The 14,423-nt window shown below is 71.1% G+C and carries 12 protein-coding genes; 2 read left to right on the top strand and 10 right to left on the bottom strand.

Going from position 1 to position 14,423, the window contains the following annotated elements:
• Positions 1 to 10: 10 nt before the first annotated feature.
• The 4 genes from ACZ6TV_RS06310 to ACZ6TV_RS06295 all read right to left on the bottom strand — a co-directional run bounded on the left by ACZ6TV_RS06310 (position 11) and on the right by ACZ6TV_RS06295 (position 3,741).
• Positions 11 to 973, bottom strand: a complete 963-nt coding sequence (locus ACZ6TV_RS06310; protein WP_465295969.1) for a cytochrome d ubiquinol oxidase subunit II — start codon at positions 971 to 973, stop codon at positions 11 to 13.
• Between the two features lie 76 nt (positions 974 to 1,049).
• Positions 1,050 to 2,300 (bottom strand): cytochrome ubiquinol oxidase subunit I, encoded by a 1,251-nt coding sequence (locus ACZ6TV_RS06305; protein ID WP_465295967.1) that lies wholly within the window; start codon positions 2,298 to 2,300, stop codon positions 1,050 to 1,052.
• A 108-nt stretch (positions 2,301 to 2,408) separates the two neighbouring features.
• On the bottom strand, positions 2,409 to 2,945 hold the full coding sequence (locus ACZ6TV_RS06300; protein ID WP_465295965.1) for an ACT domain-containing protein: 537 nt from the start codon (positions 2,943 to 2,945) through the stop codon (positions 2,409 to 2,411).
• Positions 2,946 to 2,967: 22 nt separating this feature from the next.
• On the bottom strand, positions 2,968 to 3,741 hold the full coding sequence (locus ACZ6TV_RS06295; protein ID WP_465295963.1) for an ACT domain-containing protein: 774 nt from the start codon (positions 3,739 to 3,741) through the stop codon (positions 2,968 to 2,970).
• A gap of 234 nt (positions 3,742 to 3,975) precedes the next feature.
• On the opposite strand from ACZ6TV_RS06295, the gene ACZ6TV_RS06290 reads away from it, so the two are divergent.
• Together ACZ6TV_RS06290 and ACZ6TV_RS06285 are read left to right on the top strand one after the other, a co-directional pair.
• The gene (locus ACZ6TV_RS06290; protein ID WP_465295961.1) at positions 3,976 to 5,001 is read left to right on the top strand and encodes a phosphotransferase family protein; all 1,026 of its coding nucleotides are present in this window, start codon (positions 3,976 to 3,978) and stop codon (positions 4,999 to 5,001) included.
• The gene (locus tag ACZ6TV_RS06285; protein WP_465295959.1) at positions 5,001 to 6,212 is read left to right on the top strand and encodes an acyl-CoA dehydrogenase family protein; all 1,212 of its coding nucleotides are present in this window, start codon (positions 5,001 to 5,003) and stop codon (positions 6,210 to 6,212) included. Before ACZ6TV_RS06290 ends, ACZ6TV_RS06285 begins: the two co-directional genes overlap by 1 nt.
• Before the next feature lie 52 nt (positions 6,213 to 6,264).
• On the opposite strand, the gene ACZ6TV_RS06280 is transcribed toward ACZ6TV_RS06285, so the two are convergent.
• The 6 genes from ACZ6TV_RS06280 to ACZ6TV_RS06255 all read right to left on the bottom strand — a co-directional run bounded on the left by ACZ6TV_RS06280 (position 6,265) and on the right by ACZ6TV_RS06255 (position 14,411).
• The gene (locus tag ACZ6TV_RS06280) at positions 6,265 to 6,705 is read right to left on the bottom strand and encodes a hypothetical protein (RefSeq protein ID WP_465295957.1); all 441 of its coding nucleotides are present in this window, start codon (positions 6,703 to 6,705) and stop codon (positions 6,265 to 6,267) included.
• 742 nt (positions 6,706 to 7,447) lie between these two features.
• On the bottom strand, positions 7,448 to 8,518 hold the full coding sequence (locus ACZ6TV_RS06275) for a LacI family DNA-binding transcriptional regulator (RefSeq protein WP_465295955.1): 1,071 nt from the start codon (positions 8,516 to 8,518) through the stop codon (positions 7,448 to 7,450).
• A 103-nt stretch (positions 8,519 to 8,621) separates the two neighbouring features.
• Positions 8,622 to 11,054: a glycoside hydrolase family 94 protein gene (locus tag ACZ6TV_RS06270; RefSeq protein ID WP_465295953.1), complete on the bottom strand. Its 2,433-nt coding sequence runs from the start codon at positions 11,052 to 11,054 to the stop codon at positions 8,622 to 8,624.
• A gap of 57 nt (positions 11,055 to 11,111) precedes the next feature.
• Complete coding sequence (locus ACZ6TV_RS06265) at positions 11,112 to 12,131, bottom strand: LacI family DNA-binding transcriptional regulator (protein ID WP_465295951.1); 1,020 nt, start codon at positions 12,129 to 12,131, stop codon at positions 11,112 to 11,114.
• A 1-nt stretch (position 12,132) separates the two neighbouring features.
• Complete coding sequence (locus ACZ6TV_RS06260; RefSeq protein ID WP_465295949.1) at positions 12,133 to 13,536, bottom strand: GH1 family beta-glucosidase; 1,404 nt, start codon at positions 13,534 to 13,536, stop codon at positions 12,133 to 12,135.
• Positions 13,533 to 14,411 (bottom strand): carbohydrate ABC transporter permease, encoded by an 879-nt coding sequence (locus ACZ6TV_RS06255; protein ID WP_465296132.1) that lies wholly within the window; start codon positions 14,409 to 14,411, stop codon positions 13,533 to 13,535. Before ACZ6TV_RS06255 ends, ACZ6TV_RS06260 begins: the two co-directional genes overlap by 4 nt.
• Positions 14,412 to 14,423 lie beyond the last annotated feature (12 nt).

Here is a 14,423-nt window from a genome sequence, read left to right as displayed (position 1 = left end):
TCCGCGCGCCCTACCAGTAGAGAGGAGTGGGCCGACTCTCCCGCCGCCTGAACAGCCACCAGCAGGAGACCTGCACGGCGACCAGCACCGGCAGCAGCGGCGCCGCGCCGATGGCGAGCAGCCGGAGGGTGTCCTCCCCGGCGGCCGCGCTGTCGACGGTCACCGTCGCGCCCGGGTCCATCGTGGACGCTAGCACGCCGGGGTACCTGGCCAGCCCGACCGTGATCACGGGTAGGGCGCACGCCACAAGCGCGGCGGCGAACGCCCGGCCGCCGCCGAGGAACCGCGCCGCGAGCAGGGCACCCGCGGTCGCGGCGACCAGCGCGGTGGCGAGGAGCGGGTGGCGGATGTCCGGCGGGTCCTGCAGGTACCAGACGCCGGCCGTCACCACGACGAGTCCCGCGCCGGCACCTGGCACGGACCGCGGCACGCGGACGGCGACGCCGCGCCAGGCGAGGTACGCGGCGCCGTTGGTGACGACGAGGACGACGTTGAGCAGCGCGGTGAGCCACACCGCCGGGCTGGCCAGCGGCGCGAAGCCGTGCACGTGGCCGTCGGCGGTGACCGGTACACCGTGCAGCACGACACCCAGCAGCAGTCCCCAGCTCACGGCGAGCGCGAGGGCACCGCCCGTGATGAGCACGTCGAACCCGCCGCGCCGCACCGCCCGGCCGCGCAGCTGCACGCCCGCGTTGAGGGCGATGAGCCCGGCGACGGCGACGACGACCACCGGGTACGCGGCGCCGAACAGCTCCCCCTCCAGGCGCGGGAACGCGGCGACCAGGACCCCGACCGCGCCGACGATCCAGACCTCGTTGCCGAGGAACCTGGGACCGATCGCGTTGAGCGCCTCCCGTTTCCCGGTGTCGCCGCGGTACAGCGGCAGCAACAGCGCGACGCCCTGGTCGAGGCCGCCGAGCGCGAAGTACGCCATGAACAGCAGCCCGAGAACGGCGAACCACATGCCGGTCATACGTCCTCGCTCCGCTCCGGGCGCATGACCCAACACTGACCCGACAATGACCGGCCCGAGACGCTTCGCTGGCCGGTCATACCGCCACCTCCTCGCGCTCGGGCAGGGGCAGGGAAAGGAACTCGTCGCCGGGACCGCGGGCGGCGCGGCGGGCGAGCAGCCACCAGTCGAGCAGCGCGAGCCCGGCGACGAGCACCGTGAAGCCGATCGTCGACGCCGTCAGCACCCGGCCGCTCATCGGTGACACCGCGTCGGCGGTCTTGAGCAGCCCGTAGACGGCCCACGGCTGGCGGCCCTCCTCGCGCACGACCCAGCCGGCGATCGCGGTCACGAACGGCACCGGGATGAGGGCGGTGAGCAGCCACAGCATCGGCCGGGCCCAGCGGCGGGTGGCCAGCATGTCGCGGAACGTGAGCAGCTGCGCGGCGAGCAGGATCAGGAACAGCAGGTTGGCCACCATGATCATGAAGCCGAGGGAGCCGCCGACGATGCCGCTGTCGGGCAGGTAGTCGCCGGGGCCGTGCTGCGCGACCCACTCCTCGCGCAGCCGCAGCACGTCGTCGCCGTTGCCGGACAGCTTCGTCGGCTGGTTCGCCCCGAGCGGGCCGAACTGGGCGTATCCGAAGCCGATGGCGAAGAACAGGCCGGCCAGCGCGCTGTGCAGGCCCTTGCGCAGGGACTTGCCGAAGAACTCGTCCCCCGGGCGGCGGCGCAGGTGCCAGGCGCTCACGCCGGCGACGAACATCCCGCCGGTCAGCGCGGCCGCGGCGACCACGTGGCCGAGGGCGAACCACAGCGCGCTGTTGGTCAGCAGCGCCGTGAAGTCGGTGAGCCTGGCCCGGCCGTCGCCGTCCATGACGTAGCCGACGGGGTGCTGCAGGAACGAGTTGGAGACCATGACCCAGAACGCGGACAGCAGCGCGGTCGCGGCGACGCCCCAGATCAGCGCGAGGTGCAGCTTCTTGTTGAGCCGCTCCCAGCCGAAGAGCCACATGCCGAGCAGCGTCGACTCGAGCACGAACGCGATCAGGGTCTCCAGGGCCAGGGGCGCGCCGAACACGTCACCGGTGAGCCGCGACAGGCCGCTCCAGTTGAGCCCGATCTCGAACTCCATGACGAGCCCGGTGGCGATGCCGACCGCGTAGTTGATCGCGTACAGCGAGCCCCAGAAGCGGGCCATCCTGCCGTACAGCGGGTCGCCGGTCCGCACGTACCGGGTCTGCGTGGAGGCGACGAAGAAGACCAGGCCGAGCGTGAGCGCGACGAACAGGAAGTGCGTCGAGGCCGTGAGGGCGAACTGCCACCTCGCGGCGTCCAGCGCGTTCATAGGTTGCCCCCGTACATGTACCCAACCAACATGTTGGCAGACTACAGGTACGGACGACAAAAAGCAGCGCTCGTCCTCCGCCAAGGACGAGCGCTGCTGTGGAAAGTCTCAGGCTGCTGTGTTGCGCTTCCCCGCCACCCGGGCGAGCCCCACGAGGGCGTGGGCCCGGGCGTACTCGGCCGGCGTGAACGCCGGAGCCGGACGACGGACGTAGAGCGTGCCGCCGGCCGGATCCTGCAGCTGCATGCCGGTCGCCGTGTAGCCCTCCGCACCCGTGGACGTGTCGGCCCGCCAGGAGATGTCGCAGTCGCCGAGCAGCGCCGCGATCGCCTCCTCCAGGGTCGCGGTGCCGTCCAGGACCTTGCCCGCCAGCGCCAGCACCCGGGTCGGCTCGTCGATGAGGCCCCGCACGTCGGCCTGAGCGATCCAGGCGTCCCGGCCCCGGCCCCGGCGCACGGCCTCGGCGAGGTCGGCGACGGTCAGCTCGTCGGGCGCCTCGACCAGGAAGTCGTCGACCGCACCGGACTCGGTGGTGTGCACCTGCACGGACAGGATGTTGACCTTCCGCAGCGCGAGGCTCGCGGTCAGGACTGAGAGGAAGCCGGGACGGTCGTCGACGGTCGCACGGATACGCCAGAGGGTCATGCGTCTGCTCCTTGCCTTGCGGTCACGCCGCGCGTGAGCCGGTTGTGCCGGCGGGAGCGGGGGTTCCCGCAACGGAACCTCCCGCTTTACCCAGCTCCGCCAAGCCGGGCCCCGCCAGCCGTTCCCCCAGCACAGATGCCGTAGCACCGACCAGCTGCGCCAGCCGCTCCACCTCGGAACCGTGGAACGGTGGTGCTCCCGCGTCGCCGTCCGCCCCGCCGCGGGCGACGACAAGGACCAGACCTCCACGCTGAAAAGGCGCGACAGCAAGATGAATGCCGTCAGCTGCGCTGATCGCGCGAGGCCGGAGTGGTGCGATGTCCACCTGTGGGGGGACATCCGGAGTGCGCCAGCTGGCGCAGACCACCGAGGATGCGGACCATGCCTGAGCGCGCGCGCCGCCGCCCGCCCAGTCCGATCCGACCAGGATCGCGACCGCCCAGTCCGCTCCGAACAGCGCCGGTGCCGCGTCCACGACCGTTGCCAGGCCGTGCTGCGGGTTTGCCGCCACCTGTCCGATGAGCGCGACCTCGCGGCCACTGCTCGGCTCCGACAGCTCCGTGCCGCGCCACACACCGTCCACGCGAACGCCTGGGATCGCCGCGAGACCGGTGAGGACCCGGTCGACAGAAGCCGAAGCCGGCCAAACCACGGTGAGATCGTCCACCGCGCGGCCGCCGACGCGTTCCAGCACAACCACCGAAACGATGTCGGCACCGACCACACCCAGCGTCCGGGCAACCTGCCCGAGTGAGCCGGGACGGTCGGGCAGCGCGACTCGCAGCCGTAGCAGCATTGAGGTCGACCTCCCGTTCGTCCTTGGCTGACATGTACGCCGCCGTTGGTGTACGTCAATTGCTCTCCGGTTCTGCCAACAGCTTGCCTACCGTGAGTTTCCGCGCCGTTTCGCCGGGGTGTCGATGCCGGAACGTCTCGGCCCGCCAGCCCAACCACGCAAAGCAGACATTTGGCGGTGAAATACCTGGCTCGGACCTTGACAGAGAACGCGTCTCACCCATGGACTGACCGGATGAGCACCCCGCCCGGCCTCGATCTCCCCCGCCTCGAGGCCTACCTCCAGGACGCCGCACCTGGGCTCGTCACCGCGCCGATCGACGCCGAGCTGATCGCCGGTGGACGGTCCAACCTGACCTACGTGGTGAACGAGGTGTTCGTGCTGCGCCGCCCGCCGCTCGGGCACGTCCTGGCCACCGCGCACGACATGGCCAGGGAGCACCGGATCATCTCCGCGCTCGGCCCCACCGGGGTACCGGTCCCGGAGGCGCTGCTGCTGTGCGAGGACGACAGCGTCCTCGGCGCGCCGTTCTACCTGATGTCGCGGGTGCCCGGGGTCGTGCTGCGCAGCCGCCGGCAGACCGACCCGCTCGGCGAGCAGGCCCGCCGCGACGTGGCGTTCGCCATGATGGACACCCTCGCCGACCTGCACCGCGTCGACCCCGCCGCGATCGGGCTCGGCGACTTCGGCCGCCCCGAGGGCTTCCTGGAGCGGCAGGTCCGGCGCTGGTCGAAGCAGCTGGCGCAGTCCACCAGCCGCGACCTGCCCGACGCCGCGATCCTCCAGGACCGGCTGGCCGCCACGATCCCGGTCTCCGCGACGACCGCGATCGTGCACGGCGACTACCGGCTCGACAACCTCATCGTCGACCCCGCCCGGATGCGGGTCGCGGCCGTCCTCGACTGGGAGATGGCGACCCTCGGCGACCCGCTCACCGATCTCGGGCTGCTGCTGGCGTACTGGACGGTCCTGGACCGCCTCAAGATCGGGGTCAACCCGATCGCCGACGGGCTCGGCGCCGACGCCGGGTTCCCGACCGGCGACGAGCTGCTGCAGCGGTACGCCGTCAGCAGCGGCGCGGCGCTGGACGACCTGCACTGGTACGTCGCGATGGCCTGCTACAAGCTGGCCGTCATCCTCGAGGGCATCCACTTCCGCTACACCAGCGGCCAGACGGTCGGCGCGGGCTTCGACCAGATCGGCGCGCTGGTCCCACCCCTGCTCGCGCAGGGCCTCGCAGCGATCAACGGAGAGAGCTGATGGACTTCCGCTTCGACACGCGCACCGCCGACCTGCACGAGCAGCTCACCGAGTTCATGCACGACTTCGTCTACCCGGCCGAGCCCGTCCTCGAGTCGCAGCTCGCCGCCCTGGACGATCCGTGGGCGCGCCCCGCCGTCATCGAGGACCTCAAGGCCGCGGCCCGCGACCGCGGCCTGTGGAACCTGTTCCTGCCCGACGACCGCTTCGGCGCCGGCCTCACCAACCTGCAGTACGCGCCCCTCGCCGAGATCACCGGCCGCAGCCCGCACCTCGCGCCCGAGGCCGTCAACTGCGCCGCGCCCGACACCGGCAACATGGAGGTCCTCACCGCGTTCGGCTCGCCCGAGCAGCAGGACCGGTGGCTCAAGCCCCTCCTCGAAGGACAGATCCGCTCGGCGTTCTGCATGACCGAGCCCGACGTCGCCTCGTCCGACGCCACCAACATCTCCACCCGCATCGAGCGCGACGGCGACTCGTACGTCATCAACGGCCGCAAATGGTGGTCCTCCGGCGCGATGAACCCCAACTGCGCCGTCTTCATCGTCATGGGCAAGACCGACCCGGGCGCCGAACGCCACCGCCAGCAGAGCATGATCCTCGTCCCGCGCGACACGCCCGGCATCACCGTCAAGCGCGGCATGCACGTGTTCGGCTACACCGACGCGTCGCACGGCGGGCACGCCGAGGTGTCATTTGTGGATGTACGGGTGCCCGCCGCAAACCTGATCGCGGAGGAGGGCTCCGGGTTCGCGATCGCCCAGGCCCGCCTCGGCCCGGGCCGCATCCACCACTGCATGCGGCTCATCGGCGCCGCGGAACGCGCGCTGGAGCTCATGTGCGAGCGGGTCAGCGAGCGCATCGCCTTCGGCCGCCCCCTCGCCGAGCAGGGCGTCGTGCGCGACTGGATCGCCGAGTCCCGGGTCCGCATCGAACAGGCCCGGCTGCTGGTCCTCAAGACCGCGTGGCTCATGGACACGGTGGGCAACAAGGGCGCCCACACCGAGATCCAGGCCATCAAGATCGCCGTACCGCAGATGGCCGAATGGGTGATCGACAAGGCCATCCAGGCCCACGGCGCCGCCGGCGTCAGCCAGGACACGCCGCTCGCCGCGCTGTGGGCCGCGGCCCGGACGCTGCGCCTCGCCGACGGCCCCGACGAGGTCCACCGCGCGTCGCTCGCCAAGCGGGAGCTGCGCAAGTACAGCTGACGGTTTTCAGGGCGGGCCGCTCACCGGCCCGCCCCCGTTGTTCGACCGCTCGCTACTCCGCCACGCGGTACGGCGCGGGCGCCTCGTACGTGGGGGACGGCACGTCCTCCTCGTCCTCGAACCGCTCCTGCGCCGCCTGCAACGCCTTCGGCGCCGACGCGGCGGCCGCCCAGCCGACCGCGATCCCACCGAGGACGGCGACCGCGATCCACCCCCACGGCTTGCGCTGCTTACGCCCCGACAACGCGTCGAACGCCAGGCTCGCCCGGCTCCACGCCTCGTCGGCCGCGGACCCGACCCGGTCCGACGCCGTGCTGTACCGGCTCGACGCCTCATCGGCGAAGTCGTACGCCCGGTCCTTGAGGCCGTACGCCCGGTCCTTCACGGACCCACCCACCGAATGCGCCGACTCGACCGCGGCCACCAGGTGATCCCAGGCGTCCTCAGCCACGCTCTCAGCGCGCCGCTTACCCTTCTTCCACTGTGCGGTCATCTCAGCCACCTCTCCTCCATCGATCAGGTGCCCGATGCCCACCAACCGCAAACTGCCACGCTGTTTCCCGCTGTGTCGCCTATCGGCGATGGGCTCGCTGCCCCACGCTTCGCGCGGGTGCTGTTACCCGCTGTGTCGCCTTCGGCGATGGGCTCGCTGCCCCACGCTCCGCGCGGGTCCCGCCGGGGGGATTCTCACCCCCGGAGCCCCCCAATGCGCCGCTGCGCGACGCACTGCCAGCGCGCAGAGCGCGCGGCAGCCTCCTACGCATCCGCGCGCCATCCCCTCGGTGGCCGGGCACCGCGGACAGGTTCCCCACGATCCGGAAGAGATGTCGTCGCCCTGACGACCAAAAGTCTTCCGGGTCACGAAAAACAGGCCCGCCCGGCAGCCGTTCGGCGCGACGCCCGTGATCCGGAAGAGTTTGTGTAGTCAGCGGTACACAAGGTCTTCCGGATCATGGAGAAACAGCCCGCCCACCCGGCGGCCGAACGGAATTACCCGTGATCCGGAAGAGATTTCGTCGCCCTGGCGACCATAAGTCTTCCGGATCATGGGAAGGCGCGGCGGGAGGCACCGGATGGCACGCGGATGCGTCGGAAGCTGCCGCGCGCCCTGCGCGCTGGCAGTGCGTCGCGGAGCGGCGCATTGGGGGGCTCCGGGGGTGAGAATCCCCCCGGCGGGACCCGCGCGGAGCGTGGGGCAGCGAGCCCATCGCCGAAGGCGACACAGCGGATAACAGTTAGGTGCTGGCGCGTTCTACGAGGTGGGTTTCGACCATGACGGCGGTGGGGGCGGCGCCGGCGATGCGGGACAGGAGGAGGCGGACCATCTCCCTGCCCATGGCTTCGACGGGTTGGTGGACGGTGGTCAGCGGGGGGTCGGTCTGGCGGGCGATGGCCACGTCGTCGAAGCCGACCAGCGACACGTCCGACGGGACGTGTTTGCCGAGTTCGCGCAGTGCGCGCAGGGCGCCGACGGCCATCAGGTCCGAGGCGGCGAAGACGGCGTCGACCGAGGGGTCGCGGGCGAGCAGGTCGCGGACGGCGAGTTCGCCGGAGGCCTCGCTGAAGTCGCCGTACGCGATGAGGGCCTCGTCGACGGGCAGGCCGGCGCGTTCGAGGGCCTCGCGGTAGCCCAGGAGGCGGGACACGCCGGCGGCCATGTCCTGCGGGCCGGCGATCGCGGCGATCCGGCGGCGGCCGCGGTCCAGGAGGTGCCCGACGGCGAGCCGCGCGCCGCCCTCGTTGTCGGCGTCGACGAAAGCGACGTCGGAAGCGGCGTCGGAGGCGCCGGAAGCACCGGGGGTGGACAGCATCCGGGCGGGGCGGCCGCCGAGGACGACGGGCAGGCCGCGCTGCTCCAGCAGTTGCGGCAGCGGGTCGGCGTCGTGCAGGGACAGCAGCATGACGCCGTCGACGTGCTGGTTGGTGAGGTGGTGCTCGACGCGCTGGCGTTCGGCCGGGGACTGGGCCATCGCCAGCCACAGCTGCAGCTGGGTGTCGGCGAGGGCGGAGCTGACGCCGCGGACGATGCCGGCGAAGAACGGCTCGCCGAAGACGCGTTCCTCGGACTCGGACACGACGAGCGCGACCGAGTCGGTGCGCTGGGTGACGAGGGCGCGGGCGGCGCGGTTGGGCACGTAGCCGAGCTCGTCGATCGCCTTCTGCACGGCGGCCCGCGCCTCCGGGCTCACCTGCGGCGAGCCGTTGACGACCCGCGACACGGTGCCGCGCCCGACGCCGGCGCGCGAGGCGACCTCGTCGAGGGTGGGGCGGCCCGCGGAGCGGGGGCGGCTGTTCGTGGAAGGCACGCCCCATTGTGCGCACACCTCAGCGATCTTGCAGCGACGGCACCCGGGAAAGCGGCCGCGACACCCCCGGACGGGCGGTGCCGCGGCCACAAAACCAAACGATCTACGACAAATATGCCTCTACCTGCACGTCAGCGCCGGCGGGGGCGACCGGCAGGACACCGCCCTCGACGGGGACCCCGTCCGCGAGGAGCCGGAAGGACGCGCCGGGCTCCCGGCGGACCGTGATGCGGTAGGTGGCGCCGCGGAAGCGCCGCACCGCGGTGAACCCCGGCCATGACGAGGGGACGACCGGCGCGATCCGCAGGCCGGACAGCTCCGGCCGGATGCCCAGGATCCACTGGGTCACGGCCGCGTAGTTCCATGCCGCGGTGCCGGTCAGCCAGGAGTTCTTCGCCTCGCCGTGGGTCGGCGCGTCCTTGCCGGCGATCATCTGCGCGTACACGTACGGCTCGCAGCGGTGCAGTTCGCCGAGCTCCTCGCGGGCCGACGGGTTGATCCGCTTGTAGTAGTCGAACGCGCCGTCGCCGTTGCCGACCATCGCCTCGGCGATCATGAGCCACGGGTTGGTGTGGCAGAAGATCCCGGCGTTCTCCTTGTACCCGGGCGGGTAGGAGGAGATCTCGCCGAGCTCGATGCGGTAGGAGGAGAACGCCGGCTGCTGCAGCACGATCCCGTGCGGGGTGGCGAGCCGCTCCCGGACGCTGGCCAGCGCGCGCGCCGCGGTGCCGTCCTCCAGGCCGACGCCGCCCATGATGCACATGCCCTGCGGCTCGATGAAGATCTGACCCTCGTCGTTGGACGCGGAGCCGATGACGTTGCCGTGGAAGTCGTACGCGCGGCGGAACCACGCCCCGTCCCAGCCGTGCTCGGCGATGGTCCCGGCCATCTTCTCCGCGGCGTTCTGGTAGCCGGTCGGATCATCCCCCAGAGCGGCGGCGAGGTCCCCGAGCGAACGCGCCGCGAGCACGAACTGGCCGGCGATGAACACCGACTCGGCGACCCCGCCGGTCGCGTTCTCCGTCGTCTGGAACGGCTCCCCCGGGGTGTCGGAGAAGCAGTTGAGGTTCAGGCAGTCGTTCCAGTCCGCCCGCCCGATCAGCGGCAGGCCGTGCGGTCCGAGGCGTTCGGTGGTGTACCGCAGCGACAGCTTCAGGTGCTCGTACAACGACTGCTCGCTGCCGGGCGCGTTGTCGAACGGGACCGGCTCGGACAGGATGCTCCAGTCGCCGCTCTCCTTGATGTACGCCGAGACGCCGAGGATCAGCCAGAGCGGGTCGTCGTTGAAGCCGGATCCGATGTCGTTGTTGCCGCGCTTGGTCAGCGGCTGGTACTGGTGGTACGCCCCGCCCGTCGGCAGCTGGGTCGCGGCGATGTCGAGGATCCGCTCACGGGCCCGCTCGGGGATCATGTGCACGAAGCCCAGCAGGTCCTGGTTCGAGTCGCGGAAGCCCATGCCGCGGCCGATCCCCGACTCGTACAGCGACGTCGACCGGCTCATGTTGAACGTGACCATGTTCTGGTACGCGTTCCAGATGTTGACCATGCGGTCGGTGTCGGCGTCGGGCGTCTGCACCTGGAGCCCGCCGAGCAGTTCCTCCCAGCGCGCCGCGAGCGCGGCGAACCCGGCGTCGACGGTCTCCTGCCGCAGCCAGTCAGCGATCTTGGCCTGCGCGGCGGCCTTGTTGATCGTCTGCGAGCCGGGCGGGTCGAACTTCGCGTCGCGGGGGTTCTCCCAGTACCCGAGGACGAACCCGATCTCGCGGGTCTCCCCCGGCTGCAGGGTCAGCTTGACGTGGTGCGACCCGTGCGGCTGCCAGCCGTTGGCGACCGAGTCGCCGGACTCGCCGCGCTCGACGGCGAGGGGCCGGTCCCAGGAGCGGTACGGCCCGAGGAACGCCTCCCGCGAGGTGTCGAAGCCGGCGAGGGGCTCGCTGCAGGCGAAGTACGCGAAGTGGTCGCGCCGCTCGCGGTACTCGGTCTTGTGGTAGATGACGCCGTCGACGACCTCGACCTGACCGGTGTTGAAGTTGCGCTGGTAGTTGGTGGCGTCGTCCTGCGCGTCCCAGAGACAGAACTCGATCGACGAGAAGGCGGACAGCTCAGCGACGCTGTCCCGCTCGTTGGTGACCTTGAGCCGCCACACCTCGAGGGTCTCGCCGAGCGGCACGAAGTAGAGCGTCTCGGCCTTGATCCCTTGGTACCGCGAGGCGACCCGCGTGTACGACAGCCCGTGCCGGCACTCGTACTCGTCGAGGTCGGTCTGCGTCGGCTGCCATGTGGGCGACCAGTAGGAGCCCGTGGACGCGTCCCGCAGGTAGATGTACCGGCCGCCGAGGTCCATGGGGGCGTTGTTGTACCGGTAGCGGGTGAGCCGGCGCAGCCGGGCGTCACGGTAGAACGAGTAGCCGCCGGCGGTGTTGGAGATGATGCCGAAGTACGCCTCGGTGCCGAGGTAGTTGATCCAGGGCAGCGGGGTGTCTGGTCGGTCGATGACGTACTCGCGGCGTTCGTCGTCGAAGTGGCCGAAGCGCACGGTGTGCCTCCTGCTGGGGGATGAGGACTGCGCGACATGGCTGCGTGGCCGGCGATGTCAGGCCGACTCGCGGACCACGAGGTGCGTGTCGAGCACAGTCGAGTGGGCCGGCCCGCCGGCGATGCGGGCCAGCAGGAGCCTGGCCATCTCGCGCCCCATGCCCTCCACCGACTGGTGCACGGTGGTGAGCGGCGGCTGGGTCTGTCGGGCGACGGCGGAGTCCTCGAACCCGACCACGGCCACGTCGGCGGGCACCCCGCGGCCCAGCTCACGCAGGGCGCGGATGGCCCCGGCGGCCATCAGGTCGGAGGCGGCGAAGACGGCGTCGAGGCCGGGGTTGAGATGGATGAGGCGGTGCATCGCGTCGGCCCCGCTCGCCTCGCTGAAGTCGCCGTACGCGATGAGTCGCTGATCGTGCGGCAGGGACGCCAGGCGCAGCGCCTCCCGGTAGCCACGGAGGCGGGCGATGCCCACCGCCATGTCCTGCGGGCCGGCGATCACCGCGATGCAGCGGCGACCGAGGCCGATGAGGTGGTCGACGGCGGTGCGGGCACCGCCCTCGTTGTCGTTGTCGACGTAGGCGACCTCGTTGTCACCTTCCGTCTCGAGCATGTGCGCCGGCCGGCCGCCGAGGACGGTGGGCAGCCCCCGCTTGCCCAGCAGTGACGGCAGCGGGTCGTCGTCGTGCAGCGACAGCAGCAGTACGCCGTCGACGTGTTGGTCCGAAAGGTGCCGCTCGACCATGAGCCGCTGCGACGGCGACTGCGCCATCGCCAGCCACAGCTGCAGCGACGTGTCGGCGAGGACGTTGCTGACGCCGCGGACGATGCCGGCGAAGAACGGCTCGCCGAAGACCCGCTCCTCCGACTCGGACACCACGAGGGCGACCGAGTCGGTGCGGCGGGTGACGAGGGCCCGGGCGGCCCGGTTGGGCACGTACCCGAGTTCCTCGACGGCGCGGGCGACCGCGGCGCGGGCCTCCGGGCTGACCTGCGGCGAGCCGTTGATCACCCGGGAGACCGTGCCGCGCCCGACGCCGGCGAGCGCGGCCACCTCGTCCAGCGTCGGGCGGCGCACGCTACTCGCCGAGGCCGTTGTGCTTGATGACCTCGCGGTACCGGTGGCCGCTGGCCTTGACCGTGCGCCGCTGCGTGTCGTAGTCGACGCGGATCATGCCGAACCGCTTGGTGTAGCCCCACGCCCACTCGAAGTTGTCCAGCAGCGACCACGCGAAGTAGCCGTGCAGGGGCGCGCCGGCGGTGATCGCGTCGTGGCAGGCGCGGAAGTGCGCGTCGAAGTAGGCGACCCGCTCGTGGTCGTCCACGGCACCCTCGTCGGTGACGGTGTCGATGTACGCGGCGCCGTTCTCCGTGATGTACAGCGGGACCGCCGGGTATTCGCGGGCGACGCGGGTCAGGGTCTCGGTGAGCCCGGGGGCGTCGACCTCCCAGCCCATGTCGGTGACCGGGACGCCGGGCCGCTTCAGGAAGCGGACGGTCTCGCTGCCGGGCCACGACGTCGGCGCCCGCCAGTACGGCTCGGCGGGGACGTCGGGGTCCTCGGCGGCCACGACGTGCCGGCTGTAGTAGTTGATGCCGAGCAGGTCGAGCGGCTGCGCGATCTGCTCGAGGTCGCCGTCGCGCACGAAGCCGAAGTCGCTGACCCCTTGCAGGTCGGCGACGACGTCGGCCGGGTACGAGCCGAGCAGCACCGGGTCGAGGAAGATCCGGTTGGCCAGGCCGTCGATGCGGCGGGCCGCATCGAGGTCGCCGGCCTTGGTCTCGTCGGCCGGCGAGATGGCGTACAGGTTGAGCGTGATGCCCAGCTGCGCCTGCGGGTCGGCGGCCCGGATCGACTCGACCGCCCGGCCGTGGCCGAGGAGCAGGTGGTGCATGGCGGCCAGGGCGTCGGGTGCGTGCTGGCGGCCGGGCGCGTGGACGCCGGACGCGTAGCCGAGGAACGCCGAGCACCACGGCTCGTTGAAGGTCGTCCAGTGCCGGACCCGGTCGCCGAGCGCGCCGTGCACGAGCGCGGCGTAGTCGGCGAACCGGGCCGCGGTGTCGCGGGCGGGCCAGCCGCCCGCGTCCTCCAGCGCCTGGGGAAGGTCCCAGTGGTAGAGCGTCACCCAGGGGGTGATGCCGCCCGCCAGCAGCTCGTCGACGAGCCGCCGGTAGAAGTCCAGGCCCTTGGCGTTGGCCGGCTCCGACCCGCCCGGCTGGACGCGCGGCCACGCGACGGAGAACCGGTAGGCGTTGATGCCCAGGTCCTTCATCAGCCCCACGTCCTCGCGGAAGCGGTGGTAATGATCGCAGGCCACGTCGCCGGTGTCCCCGCCCAGCGTCTTGTCCGGGGTGTGGCTGAACGTGTCCCAGATCGACGGGGTGCGGCCGTCTTCGCCGGCCGCCCCTTCGATCTGGTACGACGCGGTCGCCGCACCCCACACGAAACCGGGTGGGAACGTCAGCGGGTCGATGCTGGTCACGCCTTGACCGAACCTTCCATGATGCCGCCGATGATCTGACGGCCGAATGCGATGAACACGAGGAGCAGCGGCACGATGGCCAGTGCTGTCCCGGTAAAGACTTGCACGTAGTCGGTCTTGTAGTAACCGGTGGCGAGAATGTTGAGCGAAACCTGCACGGTGGGCGTGTCGCCGTTGAGCACGACGTACGGCCACAGGAAGTCGTTCCAGGTCTCCATGAAGGTGAGCAGCCCCAGTACCGCCGCCGCCGGACGCAACGCGGGCAGCACCACGGACCAGTAGGTCCGCCACGTGGAGGCGCCGTCGACCCGGGCCGCCTCGATGAGCTCGTCGCTGATCGCCGACTCCGCGTACTGCCGGATCATGAACACGCCGAAGCCCTTGACCAGGAACGGCACGATGACCGCCTGCAGGGTGTTCGTCCAGTCGAACTTCACCATCAGCAGGTACAGCGGGATGATGTTGACCTGCGTCGGGATCATCATCGTGAGGATGATGATGAGCAGCAGGGCGTTCTTCCCGCGGAACTTGAGCTTCGCGAACGCGAAGCCGGCGAGGGTGGAGAAGAACACCACCGACAGCGTCACGCACGACGACACGACCGCCGAGTTGATCAGGCCGTAGACGAAGTTGGCGTCCGTGTTGGCCAGCACGCGGGAGGCGTTGTCGAAGAAGTTCGGGCCGGGCGTGAGCGGCGGCGGGATGTCGGTGACGGCGCTGTTGTCGCGCGACGCCACGATGAACGACCAGAGGATCGGGAAGACCGACAGCACGATCGTGATGATCAGCGCGAGGTACGTCAGCGGGCTCGCGTCCCACAGTGCCGAGGAGGCGCTGCGGACCCGGCCCTTCTTGCGCGGCGGCTCGACCGGCATGCTGCGAGGCCG

The organism is Dactylosporangium sp. NPDC051087, assembly GCF_055586325.1.
This window is presented reverse-complemented; position numbering and strand designations above follow the sequence as displayed.